General features: G+C 59.1%; 17 protein-coding genes. 16 read left to right on the top strand and 1 reads right to left on the bottom strand.

What is annotated here, in order from left to right; genetic code table 11:
• The first annotated feature begins 15 nt into the window (after nt 1–15).
• The 12 genes from fmt to whiA all read left to right on the top strand — a co-directional run bounded on the left by fmt (nt 16) and on the right by whiA (nt 12,449).
• The gene (gene fmt, locus MHY13_RS05645) at nt 16–963 is read left to right on the top strand and encodes a methionyl-tRNA formyltransferase (RefSeq protein ID WP_239228826.1); all 948 of its coding nucleotides are present in this window, start codon (nt 16–18) and stop codon (nt 961–963) included.
• Nucleotides 960–2,510 carry an RsmB/NOP family class I SAM-dependent RNA methyltransferase gene (locus MHY13_RS05640; protein ID WP_239228825.1) on the top strand — a complete coding sequence of 517 codons (1,551 nt, stop codon included), beginning with the start codon at nt 960–962 and terminating at the stop codon, nt 2,508–2,510. The genes fmt and MHY13_RS05640 overlap by 4 nt, the downstream gene beginning before the upstream one ends.
• Nucleotides 2,511–2,529: 19 nt before the next feature.
• Nucleotides 2,530–3,198: a ribulose-phosphate 3-epimerase gene (rpe, locus tag MHY13_RS05635; protein WP_239228824.1), complete on the top strand. Its 669-nt coding sequence runs from the start codon at nt 2,530–2,532 to the stop codon at nt 3,196–3,198.
• Complete coding sequence (ribD, locus tag MHY13_RS05630) at nt 3,198–4,220, top strand: bifunctional diaminohydroxyphosphoribosylaminopyrimidine deaminase/5-amino-6-(5-phosphoribosylamino)uracil reductase RibD (RefSeq protein ID WP_239228823.1); 1,023 nt, start codon at nt 3,198–3,200, stop codon at nt 4,218–4,220. The genes rpe and ribD overlap by 1 nt, the downstream gene beginning before the upstream one ends.
• 35 nt (nt 4,221–4,255) lie before the next feature.
• Nucleotides 4,256–4,870 (top strand): riboflavin synthase, encoded by a 615-nt coding sequence (locus MHY13_RS05625; protein ID WP_239282260.1) that lies wholly within the window; start codon nt 4,256–4,258, stop codon nt 4,868–4,870.
• 11 nt (nt 4,871–4,881) lie between these two features.
• Entirely contained in the window at nt 4,882–6,144 is a 1,263-nt protein-coding gene (locus tag MHY13_RS05620) for a bifunctional 3,4-dihydroxy-2-butanone-4-phosphate synthase/GTP cyclohydrolase II (RefSeq protein WP_239228822.1), read from the top strand.
• Between the two features lie 29 nt (nt 6,145–6,173).
• Complete coding sequence (ribH, locus tag MHY13_RS05615; RefSeq protein ID WP_049378203.1) at nt 6,174–6,653, top strand: 6,7-dimethyl-8-ribityllumazine synthase; 480 nt, start codon at nt 6,174–6,176, stop codon at nt 6,651–6,653.
• 75 nt (nt 6,654–6,728) lie between these two features.
• On the top strand, nt 6,729–7,277 hold the full coding sequence (locus tag MHY13_RS05610) for a PH domain-containing protein (RefSeq protein ID WP_239228821.1): 549 nt from the start codon (nt 6,729–6,731) through the stop codon (nt 7,275–7,277).
• Nucleotides 7,278–7,280: 3 nt separating this feature from the next.
• Nucleotides 7,281–9,356 (top strand): excinuclease ABC subunit UvrC, encoded by a 2,076-nt coding sequence (uvrC, locus tag MHY13_RS05605; RefSeq protein ID WP_239228820.1) that lies wholly within the window; start codon nt 7,281–7,283, stop codon nt 9,354–9,356.
• Between the two features lie 40 nt (nt 9,357–9,396).
• A complete protein-coding gene (rapZ, locus tag MHY13_RS05600) occupies nt 9,397–10,278 on the top strand; it encodes an RNase adapter RapZ (protein ID WP_179387568.1) in 882 nt (293 codons plus the stop codon).
• Nucleotides 10,279–10,301: 23 nt separating this feature from the next.
• Nucleotides 10,302–11,297, top strand: coding sequence for a uridine diphosphate-N-acetylglucosamine-binding protein YvcK (gene yvcK / locus MHY13_RS05595; protein ID WP_239282256.1), 996 nt, complete (start codon nt 10,302–10,304; stop codon nt 11,295–11,297).
• Nucleotides 11,298–11,459: 162 nt separating this feature from the next.
• The gene (gene whiA, locus MHY13_RS05590) at nt 11,460–12,449 is read left to right on the top strand and encodes a DNA-binding protein WhiA (protein WP_239282128.1); all 990 of its coding nucleotides are present in this window, start codon (nt 11,460–11,462) and stop codon (nt 12,447–12,449) included.
• A gap of 131 nt (nt 12,450–12,580) precedes the next feature.
• On the opposite strand, the gene MHY13_RS05585 is transcribed toward whiA, so the two are convergent.
• On the bottom strand, nt 12,581–14,227 hold the full coding sequence (locus MHY13_RS05585) for an L-lactate permease (protein ID WP_239228817.1): 1,647 nt from the start codon (nt 14,225–14,227) through the stop codon (nt 12,581–12,583).
• Between the two features lie 541 nt (nt 14,228–14,768).
• Here MHY13_RS05585 and gap point away from each other — a divergent pair.
• From gap to secG, 4 genes are all read left to right on the top strand, one after another.
• Nucleotides 14,769–15,776, top strand: coding sequence for a type I glyceraldehyde-3-phosphate dehydrogenase (gene gap / locus MHY13_RS05580; protein WP_049378190.1), 1,008 nt, complete (start codon nt 14,769–14,771; stop codon nt 15,774–15,776).
• A gap of 117 nt (nt 15,777–15,893) precedes the next feature.
• A complete protein-coding gene (gene pgk / locus MHY13_RS05575) occupies nt 15,894–17,111 on the top strand; it encodes a phosphoglycerate kinase (RefSeq protein ID WP_239228816.1) in 1,218 nt (405 codons plus the stop codon).
• A 39-nt stretch (nt 17,112–17,150) separates the two neighbouring features.
• A complete protein-coding gene (gene tpiA, locus MHY13_RS05570) occupies nt 17,151–17,933 on the top strand; it encodes a triose-phosphate isomerase (protein WP_005328415.1) in 783 nt (260 codons plus the stop codon).
• A gap of 184 nt (nt 17,934–18,117) precedes the next feature.
• Nucleotides 18,118–18,351: a preprotein translocase subunit SecG gene (secG, locus tag MHY13_RS05565; protein ID WP_005324856.1), complete on the top strand. Its 234-nt coding sequence runs from the start codon at nt 18,118–18,120 to the stop codon at nt 18,349–18,351.
• Nucleotides 18,352–18,587: the final 236 nt, after the last annotated feature.

The following is an 18,587-nucleotide window of genomic DNA, read 5'->3' as shown; positions in this document are numbered from 1 at the left end:
GGAGAGTTTCCCCGCATGCGGATCATTTTTGCCGGTACCCCTGAGCCAGCCGTTGTGGCCTTGGAAAAGCTACTTGCCTCGTCGCACGAGGTGGTGGCGGTAATTACTCGCCCAGACGCGAAGAAGGGCCGCGGCCGCACTCTTCACCCGAGCCCAGTGAAGGCGCTCGCCCAAGAACATGGCATTGAAGTATTGACCCCAACCACCCTGCGCCCTGACTCCGAGGACGGTCAGGCGCTGCGTGCCCGCTTAAAGGATTTGCAACCAGAGGCGATTCCGGTGGTGGCCTACGGCAACTTGGTGACAAAAGACCTCCTGGAACTACCACAGCATGGCTGGGTAAACCTGCACTTTTCCTTGCTTCCGGCATGGCGCGGTGCGGCCCCGGTGCAGGCTGCCATTGCCGCAGGCGATGACGTTACCGGCGCATCAACCTTCCGCATCGAAGAGGGCCTGGATACGGGCCCGGTGCTCGGCACCGTGACGGAGGAGATTAAAGGCACCGATACTGCCGATGACCTGTTGACGCGCCTTGCCTATTCCGGCGGCGATCTGCTCGTGGCCACCATGGATGGCCTAGCGGCGGGACAGCTGGAGGCACAGCCGCAGCAGGGCGAGGCTACCTATGCGCCGAAAATCTCTACCGCGCAGGCCCGCGTGGAGTGGTCACAGCCTGCCTTTGCTATCGATCGGCACATTCGCGCACACACGCCTGGGCCGGGTGCATGGACCATGTGGGACGAGGCCCGCGTGAAGATTGGACCGGTCAGCCTCATAGAAGAGGTGGCGGTTCCACAGGAATTAGAACCAGGGCAGCTGCACATTGCCAAGAACGCCGTATTCATCGGTACCGGTACGCAGCCAGTCCAGCTGGGTAAAATCCAGCCTCCGGGAAAGAAGATGATGAATGCGGCCGATTGGGCCCGCGGACTAGGCAAGGATGCCGAGGTGAAGTTTCAATGAGTGGTGGTTTCCGTTCCCGCAGCAAGTCCGGGGATAAGTCGCCGGCGGGCAAGCCGCAGGACTCCCACAAATCCACTGGTGCGAAGGGCCGAGATGGCCGCCCGCAACGGCAGCAGCGTGGCAGCCGCGGTGGGCAGCACAGGGGCCGGCAGGCTGTTAAGGGCCAGCGTCCCGGCAAGCGCCAGGAAGGCGGTCTGATTCAGGCCGCGCTGGCTGCGGGCGTGGATGCGCCGCGTGCGGTCGCCTTCGACGTGGTGCGCAGGGTAAGTGAGGATGATGCTTTTGCCAACCTCATTTTGCCCAAGGCGCTGCGCAAGCAAAAGCTCAAGGGGCGCGATGCCGCCTTCGCCACCGAAATCACCTACGGCACGCTGCGCACCCTTGGCGTAGTTGATGCCGTCATCGCGGAATGCTCTTCGCGCGGCCTCGAGGCCATTTCCCCGGCCGTCGTTGATGCCTTGCGTCTGGGTGCCTATCAAGTTCTTTATACCCGCGTGGAGCCACACGCGGCGGTTGATACCACCGTTCGTTTGGTAGAAGCCGCCGGTGAAGTCAAGGCCAAGGGCTTTGCCAATGGCATCATGCGCACCATTACGCGGACGCCGGCCAAGGCCTGGCTGGACAAGCTCGCCCCGCAGGGAGAAATCGCCGGCATCGCCTTTAAGCATGCCCACCCCACCTGGATTGCGGAATCGTTTAGCCGCGTGTTGGGCCTAGGGGAGTTGGAGGCTGCCCTGGCGGCGGATTCGGATCGACCTTCGGTGCATCTAGTGGCGCGCCCCGGCGAAATCTCGGCCGAGGAATTGGCCCTGATGACCGGCAATGAGGAGGGGCGTTATTCCCCTTATGCGGTGTACATGGAATCCGGTGACCCCGGCCAATTGGAACCCGTGCGCCAGGGATTGGCGGCCGTGCAGGACGAGGGCTCGCAGCTGATTGCCCGCGCGGTATGCGAGGCGCCCCTCGAGGGCGAGGACACCGGCCGGTGGCTCGATCTCTGCGCCGGTCCCGGCGGTAAGGCGGCCTTGATGGGAGCGCTTGCCCGCATCGACTCCGCGCACGTGGATGCAGTGGAGGTATCCCCGCACCGAGCGGCGCTGATTGAAAAGACGGTCAGCGATTTGCCCGTGGACGTTCATGTGGCAGATGGCCGCAATCCCGGCGTGGGAGAGGGCTTTGACCGCGTGCTTGTCGATGCCCCCTGCTCCGGCCTCGGCGCCCTCCGTCGCCGACCCGAGGCGCGGTGGCGCAAGTCGGAGGCCGATATTGCCGAGCTTAACCAGCTGCAATTCGAGCTCTTGTCCTCCGCTTTAAACCTGGTGCGTCCAGGTGGCGTGGTCATCTACTCCACGTGTTCGCCAGATCTGCGCGAAACCCGGGGCATCGTTGACCGCGCCGTGCGCGAACTCGGCGCCGAAGAACTCGACGCACATGCTCTCATTCCTGATATGGGCGATGTAGGCCACGAGAAATCCGTGCAGATGTGGCCACATCGCCACGGTACCGACGCCATGTTCTTTGCGGCCCTTCGCCGTGCAGCCAACTAATCGCGATAGACTGGTGGGCATGTCCGCACCGATTATTTCCCCTTCCATCTTGGCCGCTGATTTTTCTCGCTTGGGCGAGGAGCTAGCGGCGATTGATACCGCAGACTGGGTCCATGTGGACATTATGGATGGGCACTTTGTGCCCAACCTGTCTTTCGGCCCAGATATCACGGCCACGGTCCATAGCAGCACCGATAAGCCACTAGATGTCCACCTCATGATTGAGCAACCCGAAAAGTGGGTTGAGACCTATGCCAAGGCGGGCGCGCATACGATTATCTTCCACGTGGAGGCCGTCACCGATGACCAGGCGGCAGTGGACTTGGCCCAGCGCATCCGCGATTTGGGCGTGCGTGCGGCCTTTTCCATCAAGCCAGGCACTGCCATCGAGCCGTGGTTGGATAAGCTGCACCATTTCGATGAGGTGCTCGTGATGTCTGTGGAGCCTGGCTTCGGCGGGCAAAAGTTCATGCCAGAAATGCTAGAGAAAGTCCATAAGCTGCGCCGCAGCATTGATGAGCAGGGCCTTGACACCATCATCGAGATCGATGGCGGCATTTCACCAGAGACCATCGAGGCAGCCGCCGAGGCCGGCTGCGACGCTTTCGTGGCAGGCTCAGCCGTATTCAAATCGGACGACCCCGCCGGCATCGTGAAGCAGCTGCGTGATCTGGCGGATGGTGCTTAATGGGCGCGGAGCTACAAGACAGCAACATCTCCGCGGCGCTATTGCGCGCAATGGCCGCCGGTGCTGAGGTCCGCGGAACCACGAGCCCTAACCCACCCGTTGGCGCGGTCATCGTGTCCTCAGCCGGGGAAATTGTGGGCGTCGGCGCCACCCAGCCCGTGGGAGGTGCGCATGCCGAGGTCATGGCGTTGCAGGAGGCCGGAGATAAGGCGCGCGGCGCCAGGGCCGTGGTCACCTTGGAACCCTGCGCGCACACCGGTCGCACGGGTCCCTGCGTGCAGGCGCTTATCGATGCCGGCGTGGCTCGCGTGTACTACCTCCACGCCGATCCCACCCCGCAGGCTGCGGGTGGAGCAGAAGTGTTGGCGGGGGCTGGAGTGGATGTCGCCAAGCTAGAAAAGCCCCCGCACGCCGAGGATGCTTTGGTACCATGGTTATTTGCCGTGCGCACCCAACGACCCCACGTCACCTTGAAGTTCGCGCAAACGCTGGACGGTTTCACGGCCGCGGCCGATGGAACCAGCCAATGGATTACGGGCGAGGCAGCGCGCGACTGGGTGCATGCCGATAGGGCGCACCGCGATGCCATCGTGGTAGGTACCGGCACGGCGCTGGCTGATAATCCCTCGCTCACCGCGCGCTTGAGCGACGGCAGCTTGCGCGCGCACCAGCCCCGCCGGGTGGTCATTGGCAAGCGTGATTTGGAATCGGCAGGCGATGCAGCAAGCCACCTGCGCGAGTTGGGGTACGAGCAGTACGACAGCATCGAAGAAGCTCTCTACGAACTCTACGCCACCGGTGCCCGCGACGTCCTCGTGGAAGGAGGCGCAGGCCTGGCCAGCAGCTTTCTCAAGGCTGACTTGGTAGATGCCATCTCGGCCTATATCGCGCCACTTTTGCTGGGCGAGGGCCGTGGCGTGCTTGCGCACCCCGTGACCCAGACACTGGCAGAGGCCACCCGTTTCCACAGGGTGGGAATGAAGGCGCTGGGTGACGACGTTCTTATTGAGTACGTGCGCTAGACGCTGGACATAGTAGTGAGCGAGAAAGGTTGGAAGTGTTTACTGGGCTAGTACAAGAGTTGGGCACCGTGGATGCAATGGAGCCGCACGCAGACGCGCTTCGCCTGAGCATTCGTGCCCCGCGTACCGTTGCGGGGGCCGCACTGGGTGATTCCATTGCCATTAACGGCGTATGCCTTACCGTGGCGGATCTGTCGGCGGATACTTTTTGTGCGGATGTGATGCAGGAGTCCCTCGACCGCACCGCACTGGGGCGCCTTGCCGAGGGCGATCCGGTCAATGTCGAACCGGCACTGCTTCCCACCACCCGGCTGGGCGGGCACATTATGCAAGGCCACGTGGACGGTACCGCTACGCTGCAGACCCGAATTAGTTCCGAGAACTGGGATGTGCTGCGGTTTAGCTTGCCGTCGGAGCTTTCCCGATACGTCGTGGAAAAGGGCTCCATTGCCGTGAGCGGCACCTCGCTGACCGTGAGCGCCGTGGGCCCAGACTGGTTCGAGGTATCCCTTATCCCCACCACTTTGCGCGATACTATTCATGGCGCCTTGCCGGTGGGAGGAGAGGTAAATCTCGAGGTGGATGTGCTGGCCAAGTATGTTGAAAAGATGCTTCACCCCGAAGCTCAACCCCCTGAGGCTAAGGACTAGACTGCTACCTTATGAGCGCGAGTGATAATTCCATCCGTCTAGATTCCATCGACCAGGCCATCGCGGACATCGCCGCTGGTAAGCCGGTTGTTGTCATCGATGATGAGGATCGCGAAAATGAAGGCGATCTGATTTTCGCCGCGGAGCTAGCCACCCCGGAACTCGTGGCTTTCATGGTGCGCTATTCCTCTGGATATATCTGCGCACCCTTATTGCCAGACGATTGCAATCGGTTGAACCTACCGCCGATGCTGGCGGTCAACCAAGATGTACGCGGCACCGCCTACACGGTGACCGTGGATGCAGCAACGGGCAGTACCGGTATTTCTGCCACCTCGCGCGCAGAAACCATCCGCCGCCTGGCAGACCCCAGCACCACTCCAGGGGAGTTCACCCGTCCAGGCCACGTGGTGCCGCTGTGTGCTCGCCCGGGCGGCGTACTGGAGCGTGACGGCCATACGGAGGCTTCTATTGATCTGGCCCGATTGGCGGGACTGCGCCCGGCTGGTGTGCTGTGCGAGATCGTCTCCGAGGATGACCCCACGGATATGGCGCGCTCGCCAGAGTTGCGTCGCTTTGCCGATACGCATGGGCTCTCCATGATCTCTATCGCGCAGCTCATCGAGTGGCGCCGCCATAATGAAACGCAGGTCACGCGCCAGGTTGCCACTGAGCTACCCACCGAATATGGTCACTTCACCGCCATCGGCTACCGCCATGAGGTAGACGGGCAGGAACACGTTGCGTTGGTCGCAGGGGAACCTTCCGAACTGCGCGGCGCACGCGACGTCATGGTGCGTGTCCATTCCGAATGCCTAACCGGTGATGCCTTTGGCTCACGGCGCTGCGATTGCGGGCCCCAACTGCATGAGTCCATGCGCCTTATCAGCCAGGAGGGCCGCGGTGTGGTCATTTACCTGCGCGGTCAGGAAGGCCGTGGCATCGGGCTTTTGCATAAGCTGGAGGCCTACCGCCTGCAGGATTCGGGCATGGACACCGTCGATGCCAACTTGGAGCAGGGACTGCCCGAGGACGCCCGCGAGTATTCCGTGGCCGGGCAGATCCTTCGCGATCTCGGCATAGAATCCGCACACCTCTTAACCAATAATCCGCATAAGGGCGAGGGGCTGAGTGGCTTTGGGCTGGACGCCAGCCACCACACGCCGCTGGCAACCCCTGCCCACGCGGATAATATTGACTACTTGCGTACTAAACGCGACCGCATGGGCCACGACCTCCCGCAGGTTGCCCAGTGGGATGCCGAACATAAGTAAAGCTTTAACGTGCAATCGAAAGGATAGCGATGAGTAAAGAAGGCCTGCCTGATATTGCCCAGGTTGATGGCAGTGGACTGCGCGTTGCTGTGGTTACTGCTACGTGGAACGCAGAAATCTGCGACCAGCTCCATGCCCAGGCGGTGCAGACTGCTACCGATAATGGAGCTGAGGTTGCCGAATACCGAGTGGTAGGTGCCCTGGAACTTGGCGTTGTGGTCCAAGCAGCAGCCCGCTCCTACGATGCCGTGGTGGCACTAGGCTGCGTTATCCGTGGCGGCACCCCCCACTTTGACTACGTTTGCGACTCCGTCACCCAAGCGCTGACCCGTATCTCGCTCGATGAATCCACCCCAGTAGCTAATGGCGTTTTGACCGTCAACGACCAGCAGCAGGCTATCGACCGCGCCGGTTTTGCAGATTCGGTAGAAAACAAGGGCGCCGAAGCTATGATCGCCGCTTTAGACACCGCGCTGCAGTTGCGTACACTAAACGCAGCACAAAAGTAACCTCTAGCAATGCGTCAGCGCCCAACGCTTGACCACCAAGGTGGCCGGCGGGGCGCGCCCCAAAGGAGTATGCACATGAACGAGGCGCAGGCCCCAAAGAATCCGCAGCACAGCCGCCAGCTTAGCGACGCCGAAGTATTGGCCTATACCAGCGCCGATCCCTTCGCACAGACCACGTCTAAACCATGGGAGTACACGGCGACCTCGCCCTTCCTGCGCAAGGTGGCTATCGCCTGGGTGATTCTCGTTCTGGCCATCCATATCTTTATGGGAGTCACCTTGGATGTGTCTTTTACCGGTGCGCACGTGACCACCATCGACAAATTCGCTTTCCCTGGCGTTGGTGTTCTCATTTCCGTTCTCTCCTGGATCGCTCTTAACCGTCCCCGCTTGCGCGCCAATGAGGATGGGGTAGAAGTCCGCAATATCGTGGGCACCCGCTTTTATCCGTGGCAGGTGGTCTACGGACTTTCCTTCCCCGTGGGCCAACGTATGGCACGCCTTGAGCTGCCCGAGTTCGAGTTCGTTCCCGTCTGGGCTTTGCAGTCTGGCGATAAGGACACCGTCATTGACAACGTCCGCCGCTTCCGCGACGTGGAAGCCAAGTACATGCCCCAGGATTAACAATTGGCTGACCCCACCACCTACCGCCCGGCTCCGGGAACCATTCCCACCGACCCAGGCGTCTATAAGTTCCGCGATGAAAACCGCCGCGTTATCTACGTGGGCAAAGCCAAGAACCTGCGCGCTCGGCTGTCTAACTATTTCCAGGACATCACGCAACTGCACCCGCGTACTCGCCAAATGGTCCTCACCGCCAACTCGGTGGAGTGGACGGTAGTTGCCAGCGAGGTGGAAGCCTTGCAGTTGGAGTACACGTGGATCAAGCGCTTTGATCCACACTTCAACGTCATGTACCGCGACGATAAGACCTATCCTATGCTCGCGGTTTCGGTCGGAGAGACGGTCCCTCGCGCCTTCTTCTACCGTGGACCGCGGCGCAAGGGCGTACGCTATTTCGGCCCCTATTCCCATGCTTGGGCCGTGCGCGAAAGCTTGGACTTGCTTACCCGCGTCTTTCCCATGCGTACCTGCTCCAAGGGAGTATATAACCGGCATGAGCGGCTAGGGCGTCCGTGCCTTTTGGGATACATCGGCAAATGCGATGCACCCTGCATTGGCCGAGTAAGCAAGGAAGAACACCGCGAGACGGTCAACGATCTCGTGTCCTTCATGAATGGCAACACCGGTTCAGTACGCCGCAAACTCACCCAGGACATGGAGCAGGCCGCCGAGAACCTAGAGTTCGAGCGCGCGGCGCGCCTGCGCGATGATTTGGGCGCTATTGACAAGATTATGGAACAGCAGGCTGTGGTCTTCACAGACGGCACGGATGCTGATCTCATTGCTTTTAACTCCGATGAACTTGAGGCAGCGGTACAGATTTTCCATGTTCGCGATGGGCGCATTCGCGGTCAGCGCGGTTGGGTAGTCGAACGCGCCGGCGATCAGGCGAGTTCAGAGCCCTTGGACGAAGGAAAACCTGATCCCGCGCTGCCCGCGTTGGTACAAAACTTCCTCATCCAGTTCTATTCCGATGCAGTAGAGCGCGAGAAACAAGAGGCGCGCGAAGATGCTGCGCTTGCCGCGGACGTGAAGCGGCGCGGGGTGGACCAAGAATCGCACATGAAATCTCGCCGCGTGCAGGTTATTCCGCGCCAAATTTTGGTTCAGGCCCTGCCGGATGAACCGGAGCAGGTCATCGAGTTGTTGGAGGAGCTGCGCGGTGCCCAGGTGGACCTGCGTGTTCCCCAGCGCGGCGATAAAAAGCAGCTTATGGCCACGGTGGAGAAAAACGCCAAGGAGCAGTTGCGTCAGCATAAGCTCAAGCGGGTAGGAGACCTCACCGCACGTTCGGCGGCATTGCAGGATATTCAAGAAGCCCTAGGCATGGAGCAAGCCCCATTGCGCATTGAATGTACCGATATCTCGCACATTCAAGGCACAGATGTGGTTGCTTCCCTGGTGGTCTTTGAAGATGGTTTGCCCAAGAAGTCGGACTATAGGCGCTACCGCATCAAGGAAGCGGCAGGTGATGGCCGCTCGGATGACGTCGGTTCTATCGCAGAGATCACGCGCCGTCGGTTTAAGCGCCATAAGCAAGATAAGCTGGCCCATCCGGATGAGGAAGTAGAAGAGTCTTCCTTTGCAGAGGAGAAGGTGGCGGAAGAATCTGCCGAAGCGGGGCGTCGCTTTGCGTATCCACCGCAGCTTTTTATCGTGGATGGCGGTGCGCCCCAGGTGGCCGCGGCTCAAGAGGTATTTGATGAGTTAGGCATCGTGGATGTAACCCTGGTGGGCTTGGCCAAGCGCCTCGAGGAGATCTGGGTTCCTGGCGATGATGAGCCGGTGATTTTGCCGCGAAACTCGCAAGCGCTCTTCCTCCTGCAGCAAATTCGCGATGAAGCCCACCGCTTTGCCATTACTTACCACCGGCAGCAGCGCTCAAAGCGGATGCGTTCCTCGGTACTCGATTCCGTTCCTGGATTGGGTCCGCAACGGCGCACCGATCTGGTCAAGCATTTCGGTTCGGTGAAAAAGCTCAAGGCCGCCACTGTGGAAGAGATCTGTGAGGTAAACGGTTTTGGTCCCAAACTGGCCCAGACCGTGTACGAGAGCTTGCATGATTCTGCGAGCAATTAAGTGGCATTCTCCTAGAGGCAGCGAATCTTGAAGCGCTAGACTGAAGAGCATGACGCATTTCGAAACTCCACCCATTTTGATAACCGGCATGTCCGGCGGCGGGTTGAGTTCCGCTGCCAAAGTGTTTGAGGACAAGGGCTACTACGTGGCCCACAATATTCCGCCTCGCGCCATTGTTGACCTGCTCAAGCTGTGCAACCAAGAGGAAACTCCAGTGGGCAAGGTAGCAGCCGTAACGGATGTGCGCTCGCGCATGTTCCCAGGGTCTCTGTTGGAGATTATGGATGAGCTTACGGAACTAAATATGAAGCCCACCGTGCTCTTCTTGGATGCCCGCGATGATGTACTCATCCGCCGATTCGATTCGGTGCGGCGCACCCACCCCTTGCAGGAGGGGGACACGCTTAAAGTAGGAATCCAACGCGAGCGCCGGGCAGTGGCAGATGTGCGTTCCCATGCGGATATCATTATCGATACGACGAGCCTATCCATTCATGATCTTCGCCGTGCCATTGAGGCCGCCTTTGGTGAGATGCAAAATGAAAAGCAGCATGTCACCGTCGAATCCTTCGGATTTAAGAATGGCTCGCCCCGCGATGCTGACTTAGTAGTCGACGTGCGGTTCCTGCCCAACCCCTATTGGGTTCCGGAACTGCGCGGATACCGCGGTACGGATGAACCGGTTGCCCACTATGTGCTCTCGCAGCCAGCGGCGCAGGAATTCGTGGACAATTTCTTGCAGATGTTTTCCACCATGCTGGATGGCTACCGCCATGAGGGCAAGAACTTCATCACGCTTGGAGTCGGATGCACGGGAGGTCACCACCGGTCCGTCGCCATCGCAGAGGCTATTGCGGCGCGCCTGCGGGACAATGACACATTAGACGTAAGCACCTTGCATAGGGATATCGCTCGAGGCTAGAGCACAGGAGTTTTAACGCTTTTATGACCAATCCTTCACACATGGTCTGCCTTGGCGGCGGCCATGGACTTTATCAAACCCTTCTGTCCGCACGCTTTAGCGAGGCGACCGATATTTCTGCCATTGTTACCGTTGCGGATGATGGCGGTTCCTCTGGCCGTTTGCGCCGCGAGCTGGAAATCATTCCACCGGGTGACTTGCGCATGGCGCTGGCTGCCTTGGCCAATAGTGACCCAGTGGGGGACTTGTGGGCGCGTACCTTGCAGCACCGTTTTGGTGGCAATGGCGCTATGGCAGGGCATGCGGTGGGCAATCTGATGATTGCTGGATTGACGGATGTGCTCGGCGATTATCAAGCTGCCCTGGATACCATCGCAGAACTTACTAATTCCCAGGGGCGAGTCTTCCCAGTGGTCAACCAGGCGCTAGAGATTGAGGCGGACGTAGCCGGGCTTGACGACGACCCCCGTGTCATGCGCCAGGTCCGCGGCCAGGTTGCAGTCGCTTCCACGCCGGGCCAGGTGCGGCGCGTGCGCATCGTGCCCGAACGGCCCAGCGCGAATCCGGATGCCCTCGATGCCATACAGCGCGCGGACCTTATTACCATCGGTCCGGGCTCGTGGTTTAGCTCGGTATTGCCGCATACTCTGGTGCCACAGGTAGTGGACGCGATTTCTGCTTCCGATGCGCTGCGCGTCGTTGTTTTGAACCTTTCGGCCGAGCCCGGTGAGACTAATGGCTTTTCCGCCGAGCGTCACTTGCATGTGCTCGCTCAACACGCCCCTGATCTGCGGATCGACCGCATTTTGGTGGATGAGGCGGCTTTGCCCACCGATAGTGAGCGCGTCTATATTCAGCGCGCCGCGCAGTCCCTAGGCGCTCGCGCTACCTTTGCGGATGTGAGCCAAGTTGATGCCAATGGCCGCAGCATCAATAAGCACGATCCGGAAAAGCTGTCTGCGGCACTCTTGGACCTATATTCGGACTATCGCAGCACTCGCGATCAGAACCGGCGCTAAATCACCGCGGCATCGTGCGAGCGGCCGCACTCGGCCGACTGCGCGGTGACCGAGTCCGCGCGGTATGATGTCAGAAATCCTTTCACCGCACTAGGCCGTGAGCCAAGGCTCTAGCCTGTATGCATACTTCGTGACTGTGAGAATAGAAATGGGGCGAACTAGGTGACCACACCATTGACCGACCAGGTCAAAGAAGAATTGACGGCTGTCGTCGTGCCACGCCAGTCCGCTCGCGCTGCCGAACTGGCGGCGATGTTGCGATTCGCCGGCGAACTAGATATTTCCGGCGACAGCATGTCCTATGAGCTGGCGCTAGAAAGCCACGCCATTGCGCGGCGCGTCATGACCGCACTCGATGACCTCTATGGGATATCCGCCGAGAGCCACGTTGCCGGTCCAGCAGGAACCACCAAGAAGACTCGCGTAACGGTCCGCATTTCCACCGGTGCGAAAGAGTTGACTCGTCGGCTGGGCCTTATCACCCGCTCCGGCCATGCAGTAGTGGGTCTGCCGCCGCAGGTCATCTCCGGCACCGTGGCCGATAGCGAAGCAGCATGGCGCGGAGCCTTCCTTGCCCATGGCAGCCTCACGGAGCCAGGCCGCTCTTCCGCGCTGGAAGTCACCTGCCCGTGCCAAGAGGCTGCGTTGGCACTGGTGGGCTGCGCCCGCCGCCTTGGTATCTCAGCGAAGACCAAGGAGACCCGTGGTGAAGACCGCGTCGTTGTACGCGATGGCGATGCTATCGGGGCGCTTCTTACGCGTATGGGCGCTCAGGAGACTCGATTGAGCTGGGAAAAGAAGCGAGTTAAGCGGGAGGCGCACGATACGTCTCGGCGCTTGGACAATTTTGATGACGCCAACCTTCGGCGTTCTGCACGCGCCGCGGTTACCGCGGCAGCGCGCGTTGACCGCGCCATGGAAATCCTTGGCGATGATGTGCCTGAGCACTTGGCAGACGCAGGCCGCTTGCGAGTTCAGCACCGCGAGGCTTCGCTCGAAGAGTTGGGCCGCTTGGCCGAGCCTCCTATGACCAAGGATGCAGTAGCCGGGCGTATTCGCCGCTTGCTGTCGATGGCCGATAAACGAGCCGAGGAGCTTGATATCCCCGATACCAACCAAGCGATTACAGATGACCTCTTCAACGAATCCTGACGCTCGGAATCACCTACATTAAAAGAACTCCCCGCAGTGCGGATACCAAAGCGGTAGGCGCAGCTGCGGGGAGATTTTTAGTGCCTTCTGGCTAGCAGGTGCGCAACCGGCTAGCCAGAAGCGTTAAAGAATTAGGGAACCAGGAACCCTAGGACGTTGGTCATCAAGAACACGATGACACAGACAAAAGCCAGGAAGGCCACGGAGTAGCCCACTACGTTCTTCAGGATGACAGATTCCTTGCCCTCCATATTGACGGCGGTAGCCGCAATTGCAAGGGACTGCGGGGAGATCATCTTGCCCACGACGCCGCCTGCGGTATTGGCCGCGAGCATGAGGTCAGGGTTTACGCCAATTCGTTCTGCCGCTGCTACCTGCAGGTTGGCAAAGAGGGCATTAGCAGACGTATCGGAGCCAGTAACCGCGGTACCAATCCAGCCCAGGACTGGGGCGAAGAGCGCAAAGATGCTGCCGGCAGAAGAGACGAACTCACCAATAGCAATAGTCTGGCCGGAGTAGTTCATCGTATAGGCCAAGGCCAGCACCAGGATGATGGTAAGAGCCGAGAACTTCATGCGGCTGACGACGTCCCCAAAGGCGCTTACCGGCTGTCCAAAGCCTAGGCTGTAGCGGCCATTTTCATTGAAGAAGTGGTAGACAACCGCAACGATAATGCCCGAGAGCAGCAGGAGCGTACCTGGGTTGCCAAAGACATTGAAACTGAAGCTGGTATCCATGAGGTTACCGTCGGCGTCGACAATCGCGTCATCAAGCAAAGGCCAGGCAAAGTGGATCTTGAGGAATCCGAAGATGGCGGGGGCTGCGGTTGCCACAGCAAAGACAACGGTTACTACCGCGTAGGGAAGCAGCGCCATCCAGATACGGCGCCCGTTGAGGTCGGTGGTGGACTCGGCGGCAGGCAGCTCGAGACGCTCGCGCAACTCCTTGACGCCCTTCGGCTTCCATACCCGGAGGAAGGCGAAAGCACAGCCCAAGGAGACGATGCAGGCGATGACGTTGGTGAGCTGGTACGCAAAGAAGGTCGCGGACAGCCACTGAGCCAACGCGAAGGAAACGCCAATCACGGCAGCTGCTGGGGCAGTTTCCTTAACACCGCGGATGCCGTCCAAGATAAAGGCGATGAGGAATGGCACGATAGCGGCGATGAGCAGCACCTGCAAGGAGATAAGTGCTGCAATGTCCTGGGTCTGCTCGGCGCTGCGACCGGCTACCTCGCCAGCAGTGGTTACCGGGATGCCAACCGCGCCAAAGGCAACCGGAGCGGTATTAGCAATCAGAACTACTGTTGCCGCGCGCAGTGGCTTCACGCCAAGGGCCATGATCATGGTTGCGGTAATGGCCACGGGGGCGCCGAAGCCAGCGAGGGCCTCCAACAAACCGCCAAAACAGAAGGCGATGAGGATAGCCTGAATGCGAATATCGCCATCACCCAAAAGGTCAAAGGTCTTGCGCAGATCCTCGAAGCGCCCGGAGGCTACGGTGATTTCATAGAACCAGATTGCGGTAATGATGACCCAGACAATGGGCAGGAGACCGAATAGCCCGCCGCGTACGGCGGAGGACAAAGCCATATCTACCGGCATGGAGAAGCCGGCGATGGCAATAATGAGGGATACTGCCAGGGCAACGGCGCCAGAAGTATGCGCGCGTGCCTTTACGCCTAGCAGCATGATAAAGAATGCAATGAGCGGGAGAATCGCCACCAGGGCGGTAAGCCCGAGGCTGTCACCCACAGCAGAGGTATTTATTTCGAACAAGAGACGTCCTTGATTTCTACGGTGGTCTTGCCCGTAGGAAACTACGGGCACCTGAAAGCATTCTCACGGTGACCAACGGTGGCGCTAGAGCAGGCAGGGTTGCCTTAAACGCTTTGTGAGCCAGTGAGTAAGGAAAGCATATCGTGCGGTGGGCGTCATGGAAACAATACGGTCGTCTTGTTTGGTGTTAGCGGGAGCATTTCTCAATGTCCGATCGGACAGAGGTGGGTGTAACCCCTGAAGTGTAACAGTGGTATATCTCACGATAACGGTGTAAACCCAACACAAACCCACGTGTTCGGGCCTATCCAGCTGGTTTGTATGTGGGAAATAAAAAGGATCGGAAAGAGTGTACGCGCTTTTGGAAAATCTGTCATCCACTAGTTCTCAAGGCCGCTGGGAGCCTGCGCTGACAAAAAACGCTCGGTAGTATCGGCAATGTAAGGGAAAACGCTCGGGCGCTTCTCAAACACAGACTTCATTGAAGGACCCGCGCTAATGCCCGTACACACATTTACTCGACTCTTTGAGGAGAAATACAGTGACTATCCGCGTAGGTATCAATGGCTTTGGCCGCATCGGCCGTAACTTTTTCCGTGCAGTCGCTCAGGGTGACAACAACCTCGAAGTTGTTGCAGTAAACGACCTGACCGACAACGGCTCGCTGGCTAACCTGCTGAAGTACGACTCCGTACTGGGCCGCTTCGATGGCGAAATTACTCACGACGATGAGTCCATTACTGTTAACGGCCACCGCATCGTGGTAACCGCAGAGAAGGACCCGAAGCAGCTCAAGTGGGGCGAGTACAACGTAGACCTCGTTATCGAGTCCACCGGCCGCTTCACCAACGGCAACGATGCCAAGGCTCACCTCGAGGCTGGCGCCAAGAAGGTCATCATCTCCGCTCCGGGCAAGGAAGTAGACGCAACCTTCGTCTATGGCGTCAACTCTGACACCTATGATCCGGCAAATCACAACGTCATCTCCGCGGCATCCTGCACCACCAACTGCCTGGCACCGATGGCAAAGGTTCTCAATGACAAGTTCGGCATTGAAAAGGGCCTGATGACCACCGTTCACGCTTATACCGGCGACCAGCGCATCCAGGACGCTCCGCACAAGGATCCGCGCCGCGCCCGTGCCGCTGCAGTAAACATGGTGCCTACCTCCACTGGCGCTGCTAAGGCCGTATCCCTGGTTCTGCCTGAGCTGGACGGCAAGCTGGATGGTTACGCAATGCGCGTTCCGGTTATCACCGGCTCCGCTACCGACCTGACCTTCACCGCTTCCCGCGATGTCACCGCCGAGGAAATCAACGCCGCCCTGAAGGAAGCTGCTGAGGGCGAGCTCAAGGACACCCTCGCATACACCGAGGATCCGCTGGTTTCCACCGACATTGTTACCTCCCCGCACGGCTGCATTTTCGACTCCGGCATGACCAAGGTTTCCAACGGCAACCTGGTCAAGGTTCTGGGCTGGTACGACAACGAGTGGGGCTACACCTCCCAGCTCGTTCGCCTGACCAACCTGGTGGCAGACAAGCTCTAAACTAGAGCTCTAGCAATGAGGAACCGGCCTGATGCAAGCCTTAACGGCGCCGCGTCGCGGCCGGTATTCTTATATCTATAGCCTTTTGACCCGTCCGAATTATTTAAGGAGTAAATAATGGCTTTCCAGACACTTGACGATCTTCTCAAGGAGGGCGTCGAATCCCGCCACGTCCTCGTCCGCTCTGACTTCAATGTTCCACTTGATGAAGAGGGAAACATTACCGATCCCGGACGTATTAACGCTTCTCTTCCGACCATCAAGGCACTGGTAGAAGGTGGCGCAAAGGTCATTCTTTCCGCACACCTGGGTCGTCCAAAGGGTGAGGTAAACTCTAAGTTCTCTTTGGCTCCAGTAGCTGAAGCGCTGTCTGAGGCGCTTGACCAGTACGTTGCCCTAGCCGGCGACGTCACCGGAGAAGACGCTCATGAGCGTGCCAACGGCCTCAACGATGGTGACGTGATGTTGGTAGAAAACGTCCGCTTCGACCCTCGTGAGACCTCCAAGGACGAGGCTGAGCGCGGCCAGTTCGCTGACGAGCTCGTTGCTCTGGCAGCCGATAACGGCGCTTTTGTTTCTGATGGCTTTGGCGTTGTTCACCGTGCGCAGGCATCTGTGTATGACGTCGCTAAGCGCCTGCCGGCTTACGCAGGCAAGCTCGTAGAAAAGGAACTGTCGGTTCTGTCCACGGTAGCTAAGGAGCCGGAGCACCCGTACGTGGTCGTCCTCGGCGGCGCCAAGGTTTCGGACAAGCTCGGCGTGATTGAAGCACTGGCCGGCAAGGCAGACAAGGTCATCATTGGTGGCGGCATGTGCTACACCCTGCTGGCTGCCAAGGGCTACAACGTGCAAGAGTCCCTGCTGCAAGAAGATCAGATCGAAAACTGCAAGGACCTGCTCAAGCGCTTTGGCGACAAGCTGGTGCTTCCGGTTGATCTGATTGCTGCAAGCAAGTTCGCAGCGGATGCAGAGACCCAGGTGGTCGAGCTCGATGGCATTCCTGAGGGCTGGATGTCCCTGGATATTGGACCAAAGTCCGTGGAAAAGTTTGCAGATGTTCTTGCTTCTTCCAAGACCGTCTTTTGGAATGGCCCAATGGGCGTATTCGAAATGGAAGCTTTCTCCAAGGGCACTGCTGGTGTAGCGCAGGCTATTATCGACGCCACCGCAAACAACGGTTCCTTCTCCGTCGTCGGTGGCGGCGACTCCGCTGCCTCCGTGCGCATGCTTGGCTTGGACGAGGACGGCTTTAGCCACATCTCCACCGGTGGCGGCGCCTCCCTCGAGTACCTCGAGGGCAAGGAACTTCCGGGCGTATCTGTCCTGGAAGCCTAAAACTGCCTGATCAACTTGCCAAAAAGAGAGGAAAAATTCATGGCACGCACCCCACTTATTGCAGGTAATTGGAAGATGAACCTCGACCACGTCGAGGCCATCGGCTCCGTTCAAAAGTTCGCCTTCTCCCTGCCAAAGGACTATTACGAGAAGGTCGACGTGGCCTACATGGTCCCGTTTACTGATATTCGCACCATCCAAACGTTGGTAGAGGGCGACAAGCTGCAGGTCACCTACGGTGCGCAGGACATCTCTAAGCACGAGTCCGGCGCATTCACTGGTGAAGTATCTGGCAAGATGCTGGCCAAGCTCGGCTGCAGCTGGGTGGTCGTGGGCCACTCGGAGCGCCGTCAGTACCACGGCGAGACCGATAAGCTCGTTGCAGAGAAGGCAGCCGCAGCATTGGACAATGGCATCAGCCCCATCGTGTGCGTAGGCGAGCCGTTGGCTGTACGCGAGGCCGGTACCCACGTGGACTACGTGGTTAACCAGACCCGCAATTCTTTGGCTGGCCTGAGCGCAGACCAGCTTGCCAAGACCGTTATCGCCTACGAGCCAGTGTGGGCGATTGGCACCGGCAAGGTTGCCTCCGCAGACGATGCCCAGGAAGTCTGCGCCGCCATCCGCGAGCTCGTAAAGGAGCTCGCAGGTGAGGAAGTTGCTGCAGGTATTCGCATTCTCTACGGTGGTTCCGTCAAGGTTGATTCCGTTGCAGAGATTGTCAGCAAGCCTGACGTCGACGGCGGCCTCATTGGTGGCGCTTCCTTGGTCGGCGAGGAGTTTGCCAAGTTGGCTGCTAACGCAGCTAATGCTCTGAGCTAACAGGAGTTATCACCTGTCACAGGTTCGCGCTAAGGCGCGGGTTGGAATGGTTCCAGCCCGCGCCATCGTGTACAGTGGGCCGGTGTGATTACTTCGCTGTACGCGAAGCCTAAAAGTACGATTCCGCGCTAGCGGGTGGCGAGAGTTACCCGCAGGGCGCACGTTAGAAATAAGGATTATCCTCATGGTCTTGGCACTGGAAATCATTTTGGTCATCGCAGCTATTTTGATGTCCATCTTCGTGCTGCTGCACAAGGGCAAAGGTGGCGGCCTGTCCAGCCTCTTCGGCGGCGGCGTGCAGTCTAACCTTTCCGGCTCGACCGTCGTGGAAAAGAACTTGGACCGTTACACCGTGGTGATGGTAATTATCTGGCTTGCGTGCATCGTAGGCCTCAACCTCATCCAGGCATTCGCTTAAGCTACCAGCTGGAATAGCGAAAGCGCCGGTATCGGCTTCCAACCTCTTGGTTCCCTGTGGGAACTGGCGGTGGGGAAGCGGTACCGGCGCTTTTTGTGTGGCGCCGAGCCACAAGTTCGGGTTAAGGGTCAAAATGTGTGTCTGGCTCGGCGTGTCGCGGGGGTTAGATTTGGCCTTTTTGAATGCCGATTGAGTGGGTGTAGTCGGTGTCGATAGCGTTGTCGTAGAGGGCTGGG

The organism is Corynebacterium sp. ACRPE (assembly GCF_022347435.1).
GTDB classification, from domain to species: domain Bacteria; phylum Actinomycetota; class Actinomycetes; order Mycobacteriales; family Mycobacteriaceae; genus Corynebacterium; species Corynebacterium tuberculostearicum_D.
Note: the sequence above shows the minus strand (reverse complement) of the source record. Positions and strands in the feature narration are given on the sequence as shown.

Excerpts from the sequence above, each read along its gene's own strand:
- rpe (WP_239228824.1), top strand. The coding sequence starts at position 2,530 with ATGTCCGCACCGATTATTTCCCCTTCCATCTTGGCCGCTGATTTTTCT.
- pgk (WP_239228816.1), top strand. The coding sequence starts at position 15,894 with ATGGCTTTCCAGACACTTGACGATCTTCTCAAGGAGGGCGTCGAATCC.
- MHY13_RS05610 (WP_239228821.1), top strand. The coding sequence starts at position 6,729 with ATGAACGAGGCGCAGGCCCCAAAGAATCCGCAGCACAGCCGCCAGCTT.
- MHY13_RS05620 (WP_239228822.1), top strand. The coding sequence starts at position 4,882 with ATGAGCGCGAGTGATAATTCCATCCGTCTAGATTCCATCGACCAGGCC.
- ribD (WP_239228823.1), top strand. The coding sequence starts at position 3,198 with ATGGGCGCGGAGCTACAAGACAGCAACATCTCCGCGGCGCTATTGCGC.
- tpiA (WP_005328415.1), top strand. The coding sequence starts at position 17,151 with ATGGCACGCACCCCACTTATTGCAGGTAATTGGAAGATGAACCTCGAC.
- yvcK (WP_239282256.1), top strand. The coding sequence starts at position 10,302 with ATGACCAATCCTTCACACATGGTCTGCCTTGGCGGCGGCCATGGACTT.
- secG (WP_005324856.1), top strand. The coding sequence starts at position 18,118 with ATGGTCTTGGCACTGGAAATCATTTTGGTCATCGCAGCTATTTTGATG.
- MHY13_RS05640 (WP_239228825.1), top strand. The coding sequence starts at position 960 with ATGAGTGGTGGTTTCCGTTCCCGCAGCAAGTCCGGGGATAAGTCGCCG.
- ribH (WP_049378203.1), top strand. The coding sequence starts at position 6,174 with ATGAGTAAAGAAGGCCTGCCTGATATTGCCCAGGTTGATGGCAGTGGA.
- fmt (WP_239228826.1), top strand. The coding sequence starts at position 16 with ATGCGGATCATTTTTGCCGGTACCCCTGAGCCAGCCGTTGTGGCCTTG.